The following is a 17,222-nucleotide window of genomic DNA, read 5'->3' as shown; positions in this document are numbered from 1 at the left end:
ATCGCGGCCGGTCCAGTGCCCCGGCAGGGCACGGTTGCGCTCCCATCACCGCACAATGCCCGCAAATCCTGGCCGTTGGCGTATCATTAGCCCCCTAACGGCAACCCCCTTTCAGGATCGTGCGCCCATGCTTGCCCTTCTCATCCAGACGCTGAACATCACGGCGCCCGTTTTCGCCATGCTGTTTCTGGGCGTGTTGCTTCGCCGTATCCACCTGATCGACGACAACTTCAACAAGGTCGCTTCGCAACTGGTGTTCAACGTCTGCATGCCGGCCTTGCTGTTTCTGGGCATCTATCATGCCGACCTGGCGGCGGCGGTCCGGCCAGGGATCATGATCTATTTCACGGTGGCCACCCTGGCCGGATTTGCCATCGCCTGGGGCATGGCCGTCTGGCGCAGCCCGTGGGCCGACCGTGGTATCTACACCCAAGGCGCCTTTCGCGGCAACAACGGGGTGATTGGCCTGGCGCTGGCCGCAAGCTTGTACGGCGACTATGGCATCTCACTGGGTGCGGTACTGGCTGGGTTGGTGATCCTGTTGTACAACTCGTTGTCTGCCATCGTGCTGGCGGTCTACAGCCCCGACCTGAAGTCCGACCCGTGGAGCATCCTCAAAAGCATCCTGAAAAATCCGCTGATTCTCAGCGTGCTGGTCGCCATTCCCATGGCCTACGGCCAGGTCCCTTTGCCGAATTGGCTGCTCACCTCCGGTGACTACCTGGCGCAGATGACCTTACCCCTTGCCCTGATCTGCATTGGCGGCACCCTGTCGCTGACGGCCCTTCGCGACAGCGGCAGGTTGGCCGTGGACGCCAGCCTGGTGAAAATGGCCTGGCTGCCACTCGTTGGCACACTGGGTGCCTGGCTTTGTGGTTTTCGCGGGGCCGAACTGGGCATCCTGTTTCTCTACATCGGTAGCCCCACCGCAGCGGCCAGCTACGTGATGGCGCGTGCGGCCAACGGCAACCATGAACTTGCCGCGTCAATCATCGTGATTACCACGCTGATGGCCGCGATCACCACCAACATTGGTATTTTCATCTTGCAGTGGGGCGGATGGATCTAGATCCTTGACTGCAAACAACAGCATTGCCTCACTGAGCGAAAGGACACTTCATGCAAGACCAGAGCACGCCCGAGCGGTTACAGCGCGGGTTGAAGAATCGTCACATCCAGCTGATCGCGCTCGGCGGCGCTATCGGCACGGGGTTGTTCCTGGGCATTGCCCAGACCATCCAGCTGGCCGGCCCCTCCGTTTTGCTGGGCTATGCCATTGCTGGCCTGATGGCGTTCCTGATCATGCGCCAGCTCGGGGAAATGGTCGTCGAAGAGCCGGTGGCCGGTAGCTTCAGCCATTTTGCCCACCAGTACTGGAGCGAGTTCGCAGGCTTCGTGTCTGGCTGGAACTACTGGGTGGTCTACGTGTTGGTCGGCATGGCCGAGCTGACGGCGGTGGGTATCTACGTCCAGTACTGGTGGCCTGACTTTCCAACCTGGGCCACGGCCGCGATCTTCTTTGTGGTGATCAACCTGATCAACCTCACCCAGGTGAAGGTCTATGGCGAGATGGAGTTCTGGTTCGCCTTGGTAAAAGTCGTGGCCATCGTCAGCATGATAGGTTTCGGCGCCTGGTTGCTCAGCACCGGAAACGGCGGCCCGGACGCCAGCGTGGCCAACCTGTGGCAATACGGCGGGTTCTTCCCCAATGGCGTGAGCGGCCTGGTCATGGCCCTGGCCGTGATCATGTTTTCGTTCGGTGGCCTGGAACTGGTAGGCATCACGGCCGCCGAAGCCGACAATCCGCGCCAGAGCATTCCCAAGGCCACCAACCAGGTGGTCTACCGGATCCTGATCTTCTACATCGGCGCGCTGGCGGTGCTGCTTTCGTTGTACCCCTGGCAGAAGGTGGTACAAGGCGGCAGTCCATTTGTGATGATCTTCCATGAGCTGGACAGCGACCTGGTCGCGACCATCCTCAACATCGTGGTCCTGACAGCGGCGCTGTCGGTCTACAACAGCTGCGTGTACGCCAACAGTCGCATGCTGTTCGGCCTGGCTAGCCAAGGTGACGCCCCGCGTCAATTGCTGAAGGTCAGCCGCAGCGGTGTACCCCTGGCAGCTTTAGGCATTTCTGCCCTGGCCACGGGCCTGTGTGTGGTGATCAACTACCTGATGCCCGGCGAAGCCTTTGGCCTGCTGATGGCACTGGCGGTGTCGGCGCTGGTGATCAACTGGGCCAGCATCAGCATCACCCACCTCAAGTTCCGCAAGGCCAAGCGCGCGGCAGGGGTACAGCCGTTCTACCAGAGCCTGGGCCATCCGTTCACCAACTACCTGTGCCTGGCCTTCATCGTGCTGATCCTGGTGGTGATGTACCTGACGCCGCCCATTCGCATCTCGGTGATGCTGATCCCCGGCTGGATCCTGCTGCTCTGGGTAGCCTTCAAGTTGAAGAAGGCCCGTCAGGCCAGCCGCTGATCCGACTTGCGGCTCAATGCTGGCGGCGCCAGGCGCGCACCGTGGTGTACACCAACACAACCGCCAGCACGGGCAATACGTAGAGCAGCATCAGGCGCTCCAGGCGCCCGGCCAGGGGCATGCCCATGGTGAACGCGGCGATGTGCAGGCCGTAGGCCAGGTACAGGCACAGGAACACCAGTCCTTCGGCCCGGGTGATGCGATAGCCTGAATAGAACACCGGCAAGCTCAATGCGGCCACACCCAGCATGACGGGCAGGTCGAAATCCAGCGCATTGGGCGAAATCGACAGGGGCTCGGGGGTCACCACGGCGGTCAGGCCCAATACGCCCAACAGGTTGAACAGGTTGCTGCCGATCACCGTGCCCACGGCGATCTCGCGTTCACCGCGCAAGGCAGCGATCAGGGCTGCTGCCAGTTCCGGCAACGACGTGCAGATGGCGACCACCGTAAGGCCGATGACGCGCTCGGACAGGCCCAGGTCAGTGGCCACTTCCACGGCAGCGTCGAGCAGCAGATGACCGGCCAGGCTCAGCAGGGCCAGGCCCGCCATCACCAACAGTAACGTCCCGCACCAGAAGCGTGCCGGGGTTTGTGGCACCGATGGCGGGGCAGGGTAGGTGCGTGCGTAGTGACGGGACTGGTGCCAGAGCATGGCCAGGTAACCCACCAGCCCCATCAGCAGCAATACGCCTTCAACGCGGCCCAGATAGCCATTTGCAGCCAACCCGTAGACCAGGGCGCTGGCCAGGATCATCAGCGGAATATCCAGGCGTACCAGCTGGCGAGACACGCGAAGGGGAATGACCAGCGCTGCCAGGCCAAGAATGGCCAGCACATTGAAGATGTTGCTGCCGATGACGCTGCCCACGGCAACGTCCGGTGCGCCTTGGTAGGCGGCCTGCAGGCTGAGGGTCAACTGGGGTGCAGTGCTGCCGAATGCCACCAGGCTCAGCCCGATGATCAGCGGCCGCACGTGGAGGCGTTGCGCCAGGCGCAGTGCAGCCCGTACCAGCAGTTCGGCGCCTGCGACCAGCAGCAGCAAGGCGATGCCCAGCTGCAGCAGGCTGAACGTGGGGAGGGTGGCCAGATCGAAAATGGTAAAGCTCCTGGTCGTCAGTCACTAAGACCTTGTACTCGCACGCGCGCCGTTCCGCTACGCACCATGCCGATTTTTTCAGCGGCAGCCCGAGACAGGTCGATCAGCCGGCTGCGGGCGTGCGGGCCGCGGTCGTTGATGCGGACCACCACGCTGCGCCGATTGGCCAGGTTGGTCACCAGCACCCGGCTGCCGAACGGCAGGTTGCGATGAGCCGCCGTCAGGCCATGCTGATTGAACGCCTCGCCGCTGGCGGTGCGTTTGCCGTGATGGCGGGCGCCGTAGTAGGAGGCAGTACCCGTGCGGTCATAACCTCGCGGGTCGATGTCATGGCTGGCGCAGCCTGCCAGACAGGAAAAGAGGGCCAAGCTGGCCAAAGAACGTTTGAACATACAGGTACTCCGGTGCGCCGGGGCTTTTGGCCGGGCGCGGGACAAGCCGAGGTGGACCTGTGTCCTGGTCAACCTCGGCTGGTCTGTCAGCGAGGGCGAGCCCCCGCTGAAGGGTGCGGTCAGCCTTCGAGCTTGGCCTTGAGCAGCTGATTCACCTGCCCAGGGTTGGCCTTGCCCTTGGAAGCTTTCATGGCTTGGCCGACGAAGAAACCGAACATTTTGCCGCGCTTGGCCTCGTCGGCGGCGCGGTACTGTTCGACCTGTTCGGCGTTGGCCGCCAACACCTCGTCGAGCATCGACTCGATGGCGCCGCTGTCGGTGACCTGCTTGAGGCCGCGGCTTTCGATGATGGTGTCGGCGTCGCCTTCACCTGCCGCCATGGCCTCGAACACGGTCTTGGCGATCTTGCCGCTGATGGTGTTGTCGCGGATGCGCACCAGCATGCCGCCCAGTTGCGCGGCGGTGACCGGGGCCTGGTCAATCTCGATGCCCAGCTTGTTGAGCAGGCTGCCCAGCTCGACCATGACCCAGTTGGCGGCCATTTTGGCGTCGCCCCCGAGCTTGACCACCTCCTCGAAGTAGTCGGCCTGTTCACGGCTCGATGCCAAAACGTTGGCATCGTATGCCGACAGTCCGTACTGGCTTTGGAAGCGCTCGACTTTCTGGGTGGGCAGTTCCGGCAAGCCGGCGCGCACGGTTTCCAGGAAGCTGTCCTCGATGACCACCGGCAGCAGGTCCGGGTCGGGGAAGTAACGGTAGTCGTTGGCTTCCTCCTTGCTGCGCATGGAGCGGGTCTCGTCCTTGTTCGGATCGTACAGGCGCGTTTCCTGAACCACCTTGCCGCCGTCCTCGATCAAGTCGATCTGGCGCTGGATCTCGCTGTTGATCGCGCGCTCGATGAAGCGGAACGAGTTGACGTTCTTGATCTCGCAGCGAGTGCCGAACTCGGTCTGGCCCTTGGGCCGGATCGACACGTTGCAGTCGCAGCGCAGTGATCCTTCGGCCATGTTGCCGTCGCAGATGCCCAGGTAGCGCACCAGCGCATGGATGGCCTTGACATAGGCCACCGCTTCCTTGGCGCTGCGCATGTCGGGCTCGGACACGATTTCCAGCAGCGGGGTGCCGGCACGGTTCAGGTCGATGCCGGTGGAGCCGCTGAAATCTTCGTGCAGGCTCTTGCCCGCATCTTCTTCCAGGTGGGCACGGGTCACGCCGATGCGCTTGATGGTGCCGTCTTCCAGCGCGATGTCCAGGTGGCCCTTGCCCACAATCGGCAGGTCCATCTGGCTGATCTGATAGCCCTTGGGCAGGTCGGGGTAGAAGTAGTTCTTGCGCGCGAACACGTTGCGCTTGCCGATCTCGGCATCGATGGCCAGGCCGAACATGCACGCCATGCGCACCGCTTCCTGGTTCAGGACCGGCAGCACACCTGGCATGCCCAGGTCGACCAGGCTCGCCTGGGTGTTGGGTTCCGAGCCAAACGTGGTGGCACTACCGGAAAAGATTTTCGACTGGGTGGCGAGCTGAGTGTGAATTTCCAGCCCGATCACAACTTCCCATTGCATGTGTCTGTTCCTCAGAAGCCGTTAGGGGCGCGGGTGTGCCAGTCGGTCACCTGCTGGTAGCGATGGGCTACGTTGAGCAGGCGGCCTTCCTGGAAGTAAGGCGCCAGCAACTGCACGCCTACCGGCAGGCCATCGACGAAGCCGGCTGGCATCGACAGGCCTGGCAGGCCCGCGAGGTTGGCCGTGATGGTGTAGACGTCCTCGAGGTAGGCGGCGACCGGATCGCTGCTCTTGGCGCCCAGTTTCCAGGCCGGGTTGGGCGTGGTCGGGCCGAGAATCAGGTCGACATCCTTGAAGGCAGCCATGAAGTCGTTCTTGATCAGGCGGCGAATTTGCTGGGCCTTCACGTAGTACGCGTCATAGTAGCCCGCCGACAGGGCGTAGGTACCGACCATGATCCGGCGCTGCACTTCGGCGCCGAAGCCTTCGCCGCGGGAACGCTTGTACAGGTCGGTCAGGTCCTTGGGCGCCTCGCAGCGGTGACCGAAGCGAACACCGTCGAAACGCGACAGGTTCGAGGACGCTTCTGCCGGAGCGATCACGTAGTACGCCGGGATGGCGTGTTGCATGTTCGGCAGGCTGATTTCCTTGACCACCGCGCCGAGCTTTTCCAGCTCCTTGACGCTGGCCTGCACGAGGTCGGCGATGCGCGGGTCCAGGCCAGCCCCGAAGTACTCTTTCGGCAGACCGATACGCAACCCTTGCAGCGAATCACCCAGGGTGGCGCTGTAGTCGGGAACCGGCTCCTCGATGCTGGTCGAATCCTTGGCGTCGAAGCCGGCCATGCCTTGCAGCAGCAGCGCGCAGTCCTCGGCCGTGCGGGCCAGGGGGCCGCCCTGGTCCAGGCTCGAGGCATAGGCGATCATGCCCCAGCGCGAGACGCGGCCATAGGTAGGCTTGAGGCCGGTGAGGTTGGTCAGTGCGGCCGGCTGACGGATCGAGCCGCCGGTGTCGGTGCCGGTGGTCACCGGCAACAGGCGCGCTGCCACGGCAGCGGCCGAGCCGCCCGACGAGCCACCCGGTACGTGCTCGAGGTTCCAGGGGTTTTTCACCGCGCCGTAGTGGCTCGATTCGTTGGCCGAGCCCATGGCGAACTCGTCCATGTTGGTCTTGCCCAGCGTGACCATGCCAGCTTCGGCGAGCTTGGCCACCACGGTGGCGTCATAGGGCGCCTTGAAGGTGTCGAGCATCTTCGACGCGCAGCTGGTGCGCACGCCCTGGGTGCAGAACAGGTCCTTGTGGGCAATGGGCGCGCCCAGCAACGCCCCGCCTTCGCCAGCGGCGCGGCGGGCATCGGCAGCACGTGCCTGGCCCAGGGCCAGCTCGTCGGTCACGGTGATGAAGCTGTTGAGCTGTGGGTCGAGCTGCTTGATACGGGCCAGCAGGGCGCCGGTCAGCTCTTCGGAGGAAAACGACTTGTCGGCGAGTCCGCGGGCGATCTCGGCCAGGGTCAATTGATGCATGGCAGGCTCTATCCCTTACTCGATGACTTTCGGAACCAGGTACAGACCGTTTTCGGTCTGTGGGGCGACGGCCTGATAGGCGTCACGCTGGTTGTGCTCGGTGACCTGGTCGGGGCGCAGGCGCTGGCTGGCCTCAAGGGGGTGAGCCAGGGGTTCGATGCCGGCGGTGTCCACCGCTTGCATCTGGTCGACCAACCCTAGGATGCTGTTCAAGGCGTCGGTAATGCGTGGCAGTTCGCCATCATTTAGGCCCAGTCGGGCCAGATGGGCGATCTTTTCCACGTCGCAGCGTTCAAGCGCCATGGGGATCTCCAGAAGGATAGAAAGAACGGATTCAGTGTCCGCAATGAGGAACATGTCAGCTTTTTGGCGGTCCAATAGCCGCGATCATCGGCTGGCATGCTCGGAAAAACAGCCAATTTAACATATTGGCTCCTTGCCCAAAATCCCTGCCATTGTTAGAGTTTGCCGCACTTTTTTACCCACGCTTTCCCCAGGGTCACTTTCCCATGTTCAAGAAACTGCGTGGCATGTTTTCCAGCGATCTGTCCATCGACCTGGGTACTGCCAACACCCTAATTTACGTGCGTGAGCGCGGTATCGTCCTGAATGAGCCCTCGGTTGTTGCCATCCGTACCCATGGCAATCAGAAAAGCGTCGTCGCCGTCGGTACCGAAGCCAAACGCATGCTGGGCCGTACGCCTGGCAACATCGCAGCCATTCGTCCGATGAAGGACGGCGTGATCGCCGACTTCAGCGTCTGCGAAAAAATGTTGCAATACTTTATCAACAAGGTTCATGAGAACAGCTTCCTGCAGCCCAGCCCTCGCGTGCTGATCTGCGTGCCGTGCAAGTCCACCCAGGTTGAGCGCCGCGCCATTCGCGAGTCGGCCCTGGGAGCAGGTGCCCGCGAAGTGTTCCTGATCGAAGAACCCATGGCGGCCGCCATCGGTGCCGGCCTGCCGGTCGAAGAGGCCCGTGGCTCCATGGTCGTCGACATCGGCGGTGGTACCACCGAAATCGCGTTGATCTCGCTCAACGGCGTGGTCTATGCCGAATCGGTGCGTGTCGGTGGTGACCGCTTCGACGAAGCCATCGTGACCTACGTGCGCCGTAACTACGGCAGCCTGATCGGCGAATCCACCGCCGAGCGCATCAAGCAGGAAATCGGTACTGCCTACCCGGGCGGTGAAGTGCGCGAAGTCGACGTTCGCGGCCGTAACCTTGCCGAAGGCGTACCGCGTGCGTTCACCCTGAACTCCAACGAAGTGCTCGAAGCGCTGCAGGAGTCGCTGGCGACCATCGTTCAGGCGGTCAAGAGCGCCCTGGAGCAGTCGCCACCCGAACTGGCTTCCGACATCGCCGAGCGTGGCCTGGTGTTGACCGGCGGCGGCGCACTGCTGCGTGACCTGGACAAGCTGCTGGCCCAGGAAACCGGGCTGCCGGTCATCGTCGCCGAAGACCCGTTGACCTGTGTCGCCCGCGGCGGCGGTCGAGCCCTGGAAATGATGGACAAGCACGCAATGGACCTGCTCTCGAGCGAGTGATTCGTCCTCGCGGCTCGTGAGCCCCGGTTTACAGGTAGCACGCACAGTGCTACCTGTATGTGCTGGCCGGTGCCCGTCCGGGCGCCTCATCCGTCAATTCGTAACCAGGCTGGTGCCTTGTCCCATGTCCAATGACTTCCTGAGTCGTCCACGAGGAACGGCCCATTAAACCGCTTTTCTCCAAGGGCCCGTCGCTGGGCGTTCGCCTGCTCGTCCTGGTGGTGATGTCGGTCGCGTTGATGGTCGTCGACGCGCGCTTTGACCTGCTCAAGCCCGTTCGCAGCCAGATGGGCCTGGTGCTCATGGAATCGTACTGGATCACCGACTTGCCGCAACGCGCCTGGCAAGGGGTGGCGGGCCAGTTCGGCAGCCGCAACGAGCTGATTGCCGAGAACGAGAAACTCAAGACCGAGGCCCTGCTGCTGCAAGGTCGCCTGCAGAAGCTGGCGGCGTTGACCGAGCAGAACGTGCGCCTGCGTGAGCTGCTCAATTCCTCGGCGCTGGTTGACGAAAAGGTCGAAGTTGCCGAATTGATCGGCGTCGATCCCAACCCCTTCACACACCGCATCCTGATCAACAAGGGTGAGCGCGATGGCGTGTTTCTCGGTCAACCGGTGCTCGACGCTCGCGGCCTGATGGGGCAGGTGGTCGAACTGATGCCCTATACCTCGCGGGTCTTGCTGCTCACCGATACCACCCACAGCATTCCCGTGCAGGTCAACCGCAACGGTTTGCGCGCCATTGCCAGCGGTACCGGCAACCCGGAGCGCCTCGAGTTGCGCCACGTGGCCGATACGGCGGACATCAAGGAAGGCGACCTGCTGGTCAGCTCCGGAATGGGCCAACGCTTCCCCGCCGGTTATCCCGTGGCCACCGTCAACGAGGTGATCCACGATTCCGGCCAGCCATTCGCCATTGTGCGCGCCATCCCCACCGCGGCGCTCAACCGTAGCCGTTACATGCTGCTGGTGTTCAGCGACCGGCGTACGCCCGAGCAGCGCGCCACCGATGCCGCGATTGCCCAGGAAGAAGCAGACCGCAAAGGCGAGAGGGCTCCTGCTCAGGGTGCTGGTACGACCGGTCAAGGTGCGCCTGCAAACGGCACTCCCGCAAACGGTACCCCTGCAAACGGCGCGCCTGCCGTAACCCCTGCGCCTGCCACCCAGTCCAGTACGCCCGCCACAGCGCCAGCTGCACAGTCCGCAAGCCCGGCCGCAGCGCCCGCTGCGCCCACTCAACCCCGGAGGCAGTGATGGCCGCATCGCGCCGCAACAATGGTTGGGTCATCTGGCTGACATTTGCCGTTGGCCTGCTGCTCAGTGTCTCGCCCATGCCGCAGTTCATGGAAGTCTTTCGGCCCATGTGGCTGGCGTTGCTGGTGTCGTTCTGGACCTTGAACGTGCCGCACAAGGTCGGCATGGCCACAGCGTTCATGCTTGGCCTGGCCGAGGACGTGCTGTACGGCACCCTGTTGGGGCAGAACGCGTTGATCCTCACCCTGATCACATTCCTGGTGCTGTCGCTGCAACAGCGCCTGCGCATGTTCCCCATGTGGCAGCAAAGCCTGATCATCCTGGTGGTCTTCGGCATTGCACAGTTGCTCCAGCTGTGGCTCAGTGCCTTGACCGGTAATCGCCTGCCTACCCTGGCGCTGGTCTGGTCGGCCGTGATCAGCGCGCTGCTCTGGCCGTGGATCAGCTTTGCCTTGCGCGACCTTCGCCGACGCTTGCACATCAATTGACGGCTTGGTGGCCGCTGACAGGGAGATGTCCGAATGACCCCGCTATACCTGGCTTCCGGCTCTCCACGTCGGCGCGAGCTGTTGACGCAGATCGGCGTACGCTTCAGGGTTGTCAGCGCGCCCATCGATGAAACCCCGCTGCCTGGCGAAAGCGCCGAGGTGTATGTGCAGCGCCTGGCCAAAGCCAAGGCTGCAGCGGGTCGTGCCCGTCTCGAACCGGCCGAGACCGCGAACGAGGGCGCTGTGGTGTTGGGCGCTGACACGGCCGTCGTGCTTGACGGCCATATTCTGGGCAAACCCGAGCACCGTGACGACGCCTTGGGCATGCTGGCCCGGTTGTCCGGCCGCGAACACCAGGTATTGACGGCCGTGGCGCTCGATGACGGCACGCGTGTCGAGAGCTTGTGTGTCAGCAGCACCGTCCGCTTTCGCGACATCCACCAGCAGGAAGCGCAGCGCTACTGGGCCAGCGGCGAGCCGGCAGACAAGGCGGGCGGCTATGCGATTCAAGGGCTGGGCGCGGTATTCGTCACCGGGCTGATTGGCAGCTATTCGGCCGTGGTCGGCCTGCCATTGAGCGAAACGGCACAGTTGCTCGAGCGCTTCGGCATCGCTTGCTGGCAACAGGCGGCCTCGGAACCTGAGGTGACGCGCCCGCAGTAGCCAGCACCGTTTGCGCCATCCATCATTAGAACAAGACCCTGGACGAGAACCTGCCATGAGCGAAGAGATCCTGATCAACATCACCCCGATGGAGTCACGCGTGGCGGTGGTGGAAAACGGGGTACTGCAGGAAGTGCACGTCGAGCGCACCCAGCGTCGCGGCATCGTCGGCAATATCTACAAGGGCAAGGTGGTCAGGGTGCTGCCTGGCATGCAGGCGGCGTTCGTGGACATCGGGCTGGAACGGGCAGCGTTCATCCATGCCTCGGAGATTTCGCAGCGCGAAGGCTCGGCCGTGGAAAACATCACCGCCCTGGTCCATGAAGGCCAGGCCCTGGTGGTACAGGTCACCAAAGACCCCATCGGCAGCAAAGGCGCGCGGCTGACCACCCAGTTGTCGATCCCGTCGCGCTACCTGGTCTACATGCCGCGTAGCAGCCACGTGGGCATTTCGCTCAAGATCGAGGACGAAGCCGAGCGTGAACGCCTCAAGCGCGTGGTCAGTGATTGCGTGGACAGCGAGAACATACAAGGCGCTGGCGGCTTCATTCTGCGCACCGCCGCCGAAGGCGCGCGGGTTGAGGAGATCCTGCAGGATATTCGCTACCTGCGGCGGTTGTGGGAGCAGATCGGGGCGCAGATCAAGACCTGTGGCGCACCCCTGGTCATCTACGAAGACCTGGGCCTGGCGCTGCGTACCCTGCGCGACCTGGTCAACCCGAAGATCGAAAAAATCCGCATCGACTCGCGGGAAACCTTCCAGCGCACCACGCAGTTCGTGCAAGAGCTGATGCCTGAAATCGCCGACCGTCTGGAACACTACCCAGGCGAACGGCCCATCTTCGACCTGTACGGTGTCGAGGATGAAATCCAGCGCGCCCTGGATCGCAAGGTACCGTTGAAGTCGGGTGGCTACCTGGTGGTGGATCCGGCCGAGGCGATGACCACCATCGACGTCAACACCGGCGCCTTCGTGGGTCACCGCAACCTGGAAGAAACCATCTTCAAGACCAACCTGGAGGCCGCCACCGCCATTGCCCGGCAACTGCGGCTGCGCAACATCGGCGGCATCATCATCATCGACTTCATCGACATGGAAGACGAAGATCACCAGCGTCAGGTGCTGCGAACGCTGGAAAAACAGCTGGAGCGCGACCACGCCAAGACCAACATCATCGGCATCACCGAGTTGGGCTTGGTGCAGATGACCCGCAAGCGCACCCGGGAGAGCCTTGAGCAGGTTCTGTGCGAACCGTGCCAGGCTTGCCAGGGGCGAGGCAAGCTCAAAACGCCCGAAACCATCTGTTACGAGATCTTTCGCGAAATCCTGCGTGAAGCCCGCGCCTACCAGGCGGAAGGCTATCGCGTGCTGGCCAATCAGAAGGTGGTCGATCGCCTGTTGGACGAAGAGTCGGGCAACGTGGCTGAACTCGAGGCCTTCATCGGGCGAACCATTCGCTTCCAGGTCGAGTCGATGTATTCGCAAGAGCAGTATGACGTGGTGCTGCTCTGAGGCCTGCTGAAACCCGACGCGGTTCGATCGGCATGGCGAAAACGGCACCACGGGCCATTATGCATATACGACCTGGAGGGCCATGGCCATGGGACGTCTAAGCCGCGTTCTGAGTGTCCTGACCCGTTGGGGGCTGGGGGCTTGCGCGTTGCTGGTCATCGCAGTGGCGCTGTACGCCAGCCTTGGCCGGGCCTTGGTGCCGCTGGCGGCCGAGTACCGCAGCACGGTGCAGGCCAAGGTCGCCGGAGCGCTGGGTGTGCCGGTGCACATTGGCGCGCTTCAGGGCCGCTGGAGCAGGCTGTCGCCGGTGCTGACCGTACGCGACCTGCAAATCGGTGAAGGCGGCACGGCCTTGCGGCTCGATGACGTCACCGTGGTGCCGGATGTCTGGGGCAGCCTGGTCGCAGGTGAAGTGCGCCTGGCGCGCATCCAGCTGGCTGGCCTGCAGCTGATCGCCCGAGAGGATGAAGCCGGCAAGTGGAAGCTCGAGGGCCTGCCCAAGCAGGACGACGCACCCTTGCAGCCCGAGCAGTTGCTCAAGGACCTGCGCCGGCTTGGGCGGGTCGATGTGTTCGACAGCCAAGTTACCCTCCACGCCTGGCAGCGTGATCCGCTGACGCTGACCTATGTCAGCGCAGGCTTGCTGGCGGGGCCCTCGCGGCAATCGTTGGACCTGCGGGCAACCTTGCCAGATGGCCAACCCCTGACGCTGAGCGCGCGCAGCCGCGCTTCGGCCGAAGCCTGGCGTGATGCGCAGGTACAGGGCTATCTCAACCTGCCGCACAGTGACTGGGCACGCTGGTTGCCGCCCCGGCTGTTGGGGCAGTGGCATGCCCAGGTGCTGCAGGCAGGCGGTGAAGCCTGGTTCGACTGGCGCGACCGTCAGTTGCACCAAGGCGCCGTACGCCTGAATGCGCCGCACCTGCAAGGGGCCTATGACACGCGCAAACCGGTCAAGGTAGACAGCCTCGCCCTCAATGCCTGGTTCGAGCGTCAGGATGAGGGCTTCGACGTCATTGTCGACGCGTTGGCGATGGACATTGGCGACACGCATTGGGCCTCGCGGCTGCGGTTGATGCAGCGCAACGGTGCGGCCCCGGCCGATGAAAGCTGGCAGGTGCAGGCCGACCGTGTGGAGCTGACCCCTCTCACGCCGCTGATCCACGCCTTGGCGCCCATGGGCCAGCAAGTGCTGGCGGTGATCGATGGCCTCAATGTCACAGGTGCCCTGCGCAACGTGCACCTGACGGCCCGGCCCAAGGCCGACGGCGATCGCCGGCTGGCGTTCGAAAGCAACCTGGAGCGCGTGGGTTTCGATGCGTATCACGGCGCCCCGGCTGCCGGTAACGTGAGCGGCAGCATCAGCGGCGACCTTGGGCATGGCGAACTGCGCCTGGACACCGACGCTTTCATGCTGCACCTGGATCCGATCTTCGCCAAACCCTGGCACTACCAGAAAGCCAATGCGCGCCTGACCTGGGCACTGGACAAGGAAGGCTTCACCCTGATCGCTCCTTACCTGAAGGTCGTGGGCGAGGAGGGCAACATTGCAGGCGACTTCCTCATCCGCCTGTTGTTCGAGGAAGGGCGTGAAGACTACATGGACCTGCGTGTCGGTCTGACCGACGGCGATGGCCGCTACACCGCCAAGTACTTGCCCGAGGTGTTGAGCCCGGCCTTGGACCAATGGCTGCGCAGCGCAATCGTCAAAGGCAGTGTCGACCAGGGTTACTTCCAGTACCAGGGCTCGCTCAATCACGGTGCCAAGCCCGAAGCTCGCAGCATCAGCCTGTTCTTCAAAGTTCATGATGCCACCCTGGACTTCCAGCCCGGCTGGCCACAGGTACAGCATGTGGACGGTGACGTGTTCATCGAGGACAGCGGTGTGCGCATCAAGGCGCAACGCGGTGTGCTGCTCGACACCAAGGTCAGCGACGTGAAAGTCGACATTCCACATGTGGAAGGCATGGGTGACAGCCACTTGCACTTGGACGGCAATTTCGAGGGTGGCCTGGTGGACGGGCTCAAGATACTCAAGCAAGCGCCCATTGGCACCAATGAAATCTTTGCAGGATGGGAAGGTGAGGGCCCCCTCAAAGGCAAGGTCAAGCTGGACATCCCGCTGGCCCATGGGCAGCAACCTAAGGTGAAGGTGGATTTCGCCACGCGCGATGCACGGCTCAAGATTGCATCGCCCGAGCTGGAACTCACGCGCCTGAAGGGCGACTTCAGCTTCGACTACGACAAGGGCCTCAGTGGCAAGGGCATTTCCCTGCAGGCATTCGGCAAGCCGGTCACTGCACAGATTGCCGCTGTAGGCGAACCGGGACAGATGCAGACCAGAATCAGCGCCAGCGGCCGGGTTTCGCTGCAAGCACTGACCCAATGGCTGCACTTCGACCAGGCACTGCCGGCGTCTGGCGAGCTGCCGTACCAGCTGCAGTTGAGCATTGGCGCACGTGAAAACCTGATTAACGTCGATTCGGACCTCAAAGGCCTGTCGATCGACCTGCCGGCGCCCTTTGGCAAAGCGCCTGCCGACAGTCGGGCCAGCCGTTTCAGCATGAACCTGCAAGGCGCGCAACGGCACATCGACGCCGCCTACACCGATCTTGCCCGGCTAGCCTACGTGGCGCCAGCCGAGCACCTGGACCAGGGCGCTGGTGAGCTGCTGCTTGGTGCTGGTCAAGCGCAGCCTCCTGGCGGTCGCGGCCTGCGTATCCGTGGGCACCTCGATACCCTGGACCTTGAGCCTTGGCAGGCTCAGGCGCAGAAGCTAGGGGGCGGCGATCCAGGTGGCAATGCGCGCCAGACACTGCAGAGCGTTGACCTGAGCATCGGGGCCCTGAAGGCGTACGGTACCGAGCTGAACCAGGCGAGGGTGCGTCTGGCACGTGGGTCGGCGGCCTGGGACGTGCGCCTGGACAGTCGGCAGGTGGTGGGCGACGCGCGCGTGCCCGACGCCGAGGGCGCCCCTATCGTGGTGCGGCTGCAAACCTTGCGCCTGCCGGCAGGCAATGCCGACCAGGCGCAGGACGAAGACGGCGCTGACCCGCTGGCGTCGTTCGATCCGCGCAAGGTGCCGCCGCTGGACGTGCGCATCGACACGTTTTACCGCGGTGACGATCTGTACGGCAGCGCTGCGATCAAGCTGCGGCCGACCCGTACCGGTGTGAACGCCAGCGACATCGATCTGAACCTCAAGGGGCTGCGCATCGACGGCGCCGGTGGTTGGGATGGCGCAGGCGGCACGAGCTGGTACAAAGGCCGCGTGCAAGGCAAGCAACTGGGTGACGTGCTCACGGCCTGGGGCTTTGCCCCGACGGTAACCGCCCGGGATTTTCGCATGGACGTGGACGGGCGGTGGCCGGGCTCCCCGGCGGCAATCAGCCTGAAGCGGTTCTCCGGGAGCCTCGATGCAGTGCTGCACAGCGGGCAGTTCGTCGAGGTGGACGGTGGCGCACAAGCGTTGCGGGTATTCGGCTTGCTGAACTTCAACGCCATTGGTCGGCGCTTGCGCCTGGACTTCTCCGACTTGTTCGAAAAGGGCCTGGCCTACGACCGGCTCAAGGGGCTGCTGGTGGCCAGTGAAGGGGTATACGTAACCCGCACGCCGATCAAGGTAACTGGCCCGTCGAGCGATTTCGAACTCGATGGTACCCTGGACATGGTGCGTGAGCGGGTCGCTGCCAACCTGCAGGTCAGCCTGCCGGTAACCAACAACCTTCCCCTGGCAGCGCTGATCGTCGGCGCCCCGGCCGTGGGCGGCGCACTGTTTCTGGTCGACCGGCTGATTGGCGATCGGGTGTCGCGCTTTGCCAGCGTGCATTACCGGGTAGTAGGGCCGTGGAAAGAGCCTAAGATTACCTTTGTGAAACCATTCCAGAAATAGCGCCAGGAGGGTCGATGAAGGCGGCAGTGATCCAGATGGTCAGCCAGGATGATGTGCAGGGTAACCTGCGCCAGGCGAGCAAGCTTCTGGAACAGGCGGCATCAGGTGGCGCCAGGCTGGCCGTGCTGCCGGAGAACTTCGCCGCCATGGGGCGTGCAGACGCCGCGGCGATCGGCCGCGCCGAGGCCCTCGGCGAAGGCCCGATCCTGCCCTGGTTGAAACGCGTGGCTCGTGACCTTAGGTTATGGATTGTCGCAGGCACCATTGCCCTGCCGCCGACCGGTCAGCCCAAGGCCAAGGCACATGCCTGTTCGTTGTTGATCGACGAGCATGGGCAGCAGGTCGCGCGGTATGACAAGTTGCACCTGTTCGATGTGGATGTCGCCGACAATCGTGGCCGCTATCGTGAATCCGATGATTACGCCCCCGGTGCGCAGGTGGTGGTTGCCGATACGCCGGTGGGGCGGTTGGGCCTGAGCGTGTGCTACGACCTGCGCTTTCCCGAGTTGTACAGCCACCTGCGCGCAGCCGGGGCAGAACTGATCAGTGCACCGTCGGCGTTCACGGCGGTGACAGGGGCGGCGCATTGGGACGTGCTGATCCGCGCACGCGCCATCGAAACGCAATGCTACATGCTGGCCGCAGCCCAAGGCGGGCTTCACCCCGGCCAGCGCCAGACTCACGGCCACGCGGCGATCGTCGACCCATGGGGGCGCATCGTGGCGCAACAGGCGCAAGGCGAAGCGGTACTGCTTGCCGAGCGCGACAGTGACGAACAGGCGTCCATTCGGGCGCGCATGCCGGTGATCGATCACCGGCGCTTCTTCTCGCAGGGCGCATTGCGGCCTGCGCACACCTCGGAGTGA

14 protein-coding genes are annotated in these 17,222 nt (G+C 63.5%); 9 read left to right on the top strand and 5 right to left on the bottom strand.

The window, feature by feature from the left end; all coding sequences use genetic code 11:
- Positions 1–127 precede the first annotated feature (127 nt).
- Entirely contained in the window at positions 128–1,069 is a 942-nt protein-coding gene (locus MOP87_RS16655) for an AEC family transporter (protein ID WP_027913722.1), read from the top strand.
- A 50-nt stretch (positions 1,070–1,119) separates the two neighbouring features.
- Entirely contained in the window at positions 1,120–2,481 is a 1,362-nt protein-coding gene (locus MOP87_RS16650) for an amino acid permease (protein WP_027913723.1), read from the top strand.
- Positions 2,482–2,494: 13 nt separating this feature from the next.
- Here the strand turns inward: MOP87_RS16650 and MOP87_RS16645 are convergent, their stop codons facing one another.
- From MOP87_RS16645 to gatC, 5 genes are all read right to left on the bottom strand, one after another.
- Positions 2,495–3,538 carry a calcium/sodium antiporter gene (locus tag MOP87_RS16645; RefSeq protein WP_132578307.1) on the bottom strand — a complete coding sequence of 348 codons (1,044 nt, stop codon included), beginning with the start codon at positions 3,536–3,538 and terminating at the stop codon, positions 2,495–2,497.
- A 59-nt stretch (positions 3,539–3,597) separates the two neighbouring features.
- Positions 3,598–3,972: a septal ring lytic transglycosylase RlpA family protein gene (locus MOP87_RS16640; RefSeq protein WP_023533371.1), complete on the bottom strand. Its 375-nt coding sequence runs from the start codon at positions 3,970–3,972 to the stop codon at positions 3,598–3,600.
- Between the two features lie 119 nt (positions 3,973–4,091).
- Positions 4,092–5,537, bottom strand: coding sequence for an Asp-tRNA(Asn)/Glu-tRNA(Gln) amidotransferase subunit GatB (gatB, locus tag MOP87_RS16635; protein WP_027913725.1), 1,446 nt, complete (start codon positions 5,535–5,537; stop codon positions 4,092–4,094).
- An 11-nt stretch (positions 5,538–5,548) separates the two neighbouring features.
- Positions 5,549–7,000, bottom strand: coding sequence for an Asp-tRNA(Asn)/Glu-tRNA(Gln) amidotransferase subunit GatA (gene gatA, locus MOP87_RS16630; RefSeq protein WP_027913726.1), 1,452 nt, complete (start codon positions 6,998–7,000; stop codon positions 5,549–5,551).
- 15 nt (positions 7,001–7,015) lie between these two features.
- Positions 7,016–7,303, bottom strand: coding sequence for an Asp-tRNA(Asn)/Glu-tRNA(Gln) amidotransferase subunit GatC (gatC, locus tag MOP87_RS16625; RefSeq protein ID WP_023533299.1), 288 nt, complete (start codon positions 7,301–7,303; stop codon positions 7,016–7,018).
- 206 nt (positions 7,304–7,509) lie between these two features.
- Between gatC and mreB the strand changes: the two genes are divergently transcribed.
- The 7 genes from mreB to MOP87_RS16590 all read left to right on the top strand — a co-directional run bounded on the left by mreB (position 7,510) and on the right by MOP87_RS16590 (position 17,222).
- Positions 7,510–8,547 (top strand): rod shape-determining protein MreB, encoded by a 1,038-nt coding sequence (gene mreB, locus MOP87_RS16620; RefSeq protein WP_003255163.1) that lies wholly within the window; start codon positions 7,510–7,512, stop codon positions 8,545–8,547.
- 224 nt (positions 8,548–8,771) lie between these two features.
- Complete coding sequence (mreC, locus tag MOP87_RS16615; protein WP_028687046.1) at positions 8,772–9,800, top strand: rod shape-determining protein MreC; 1,029 nt, start codon at positions 8,772–8,774, stop codon at positions 9,798–9,800.
- On the top strand, positions 9,800–10,288 hold the full coding sequence (mreD, locus tag MOP87_RS16610) for a rod shape-determining protein MreD (RefSeq protein WP_027913729.1): 489 nt from the start codon (positions 9,800–9,802) through the stop codon (positions 10,286–10,288). Before mreC ends, mreD begins: the two co-directional genes overlap by 1 nt.
- 33 nt (positions 10,289–10,321) lie before the next feature.
- Positions 10,322–10,951 carry a Maf family protein gene (locus tag MOP87_RS16605; protein ID WP_110606874.1) on the top strand — a complete coding sequence of 210 codons (630 nt, stop codon included), beginning with the start codon at positions 10,322–10,324 and terminating at the stop codon, positions 10,949–10,951.
- 55 nt (positions 10,952–11,006) lie between these two features.
- Positions 11,007–12,464 carry a ribonuclease G gene (rng, locus tag MOP87_RS16600; RefSeq protein WP_027913731.1) on the top strand — a complete coding sequence of 486 codons (1,458 nt, stop codon included), beginning with the start codon at positions 11,007–11,009 and terminating at the stop codon, positions 12,462–12,464.
- An 82-nt stretch (positions 12,465–12,546) separates the two neighbouring features.
- Positions 12,547–16,356, top strand: a complete 3,810-nt coding sequence (locus MOP87_RS16595) for a YhdP family protein (protein ID WP_242809819.1) — start codon at positions 12,547–12,549, stop codon at positions 16,354–16,356.
- Positions 16,357–16,370: 14 nt separating this feature from the next.
- Complete coding sequence (locus MOP87_RS16590; protein WP_028687049.1) at positions 16,371–17,222, top strand: carbon-nitrogen hydrolase family protein; 852 nt, start codon at positions 16,371–16,373, stop codon at positions 17,220–17,222.

The sequence above is a fragment of the Pseudomonas sp. I3-I5 genome, assembly GCF_022699445.1.
GTDB classification, from domain to species: domain Bacteria; phylum Pseudomonadota; class Gammaproteobacteria; order Pseudomonadales; family Pseudomonadaceae; genus Aquipseudomonas; species Aquipseudomonas fulva.
This window is presented reverse-complemented; position numbering and strand designations above follow the sequence as displayed.

Bases quoted from the DNA above. Each gene is read 5' to 3' on its own strand.
- MOP87_RS16655 (WP_027913722.1), top strand. From the start codon at position 128: ATGCTTGCCCTTCTCATCCAGACGCTGAACATCACGGCGCCCGTTTTC.
- MOP87_RS16650 (WP_027913723.1), top strand. From the start codon at position 1,120: ATGCAAGACCAGAGCACGCCCGAGCGGTTACAGCGCGGGTTGAAGAAT.
- MOP87_RS16640 (WP_023533371.1), bottom strand. From the start codon at position 3,972: ATGTTCAAACGTTCTTTGGCCAGCTTGGCCCTCTTTTCCTGTCTGGCA.
- gatB (WP_027913725.1), bottom strand. From the start codon at position 5,537: ATGCAATGGGAAGTTGTGATCGGGCTGGAAATTCACACTCAGCTCGCC.
- gatA (WP_027913726.1), bottom strand. From the start codon at position 7,000: ATGCATCAATTGACCCTGGCCGAGATCGCCCGCGGACTCGCCGACAAG.
- gatC (WP_023533299.1), bottom strand. From the start codon at position 7,303: ATGGCGCTTGAACGCTGCGACGTGGAAAAGATCGCCCATCTGGCCCGA.
- mreB (WP_003255163.1), top strand. From the start codon at position 7,510: ATGTTCAAGAAACTGCGTGGCATGTTTTCCAGCGATCTGTCCATCGAC.
- mreC (WP_028687046.1), top strand. From the start codon at position 8,772: ATGTCGGTCGCGTTGATGGTCGTCGACGCGCGCTTTGACCTGCTCAAG.
- mreD (WP_027913729.1), top strand. From the start codon at position 9,800: ATGGCCGCATCGCGCCGCAACAATGGTTGGGTCATCTGGCTGACATTT.
- MOP87_RS16605 (WP_110606874.1), top strand. From the start codon at position 10,322: ATGACCCCGCTATACCTGGCTTCCGGCTCTCCACGTCGGCGCGAGCTG.
- rng (WP_027913731.1), top strand. From the start codon at position 11,007: ATGAGCGAAGAGATCCTGATCAACATCACCCCGATGGAGTCACGCGTG.
- MOP87_RS16595 (WP_242809819.1), top strand. From the start codon at position 12,547: ATGGCCATGGGACGTCTAAGCCGCGTTCTGAGTGTCCTGACCCGTTGG.
- MOP87_RS16590 (WP_028687049.1), top strand. From the start codon at position 16,371: ATGAAGGCGGCAGTGATCCAGATGGTCAGCCAGGATGATGTGCAGGGT.